This is a genomic window from Streptococcus sp. HMSC064D12 (assembly GCF_001837205.1).
GTDB classification, from domain to species: domain Bacteria; phylum Bacillota; class Bacilli; order Lactobacillales; family Streptococcaceae; genus Streptococcus; species Streptococcus salivarius_D.
The window spans coordinates 1-298 of record NZ_KV831710.1 but is presented as its reverse complement, the minus strand read 5'-3'; the positions used below and the strand labels follow the sequence as shown (position 1 = coordinate 298).

The following is a 298-nucleotide window of genomic DNA, read 5'->3' as shown; positions in this document are numbered from 1 at the left end:
GTCTTCGCTTACAATGCTCAAGTAGCTTGTGATAAACACGGCTGGGCCTTAGCTTATACGGTTGAAGCAGGAAACATCCATGATAGTCAGGCTTTCTCTGCTCTTTTTGTCAAACTAGAACCATTCTCACCTGAATTCATTATTGCGGATTCAGGCTATAAAACACCTAGTATTGCCAAGTTTCTTCTAGAAAAAGGGATTACACCAGTTTTCCCTTACACTAGACCAAGAGGTAAGAAAGATTTTTTACGTCCAAAAGACTTTGTCTATGACGAGCATTTTGATTGTTATCTTTGTC

At 39.3% G+C, this 298-nt stretch carries 1 protein-coding gene; it reads left to right on the top strand.

Annotated features, from left to right (window positions below; translation table 11 throughout):
* On the top strand, positions 1-298 hold a 298-nt coding region (locus HMPREF2697_RS00155; protein ID WP_142350064.1), incomplete at both ends, for a transposase.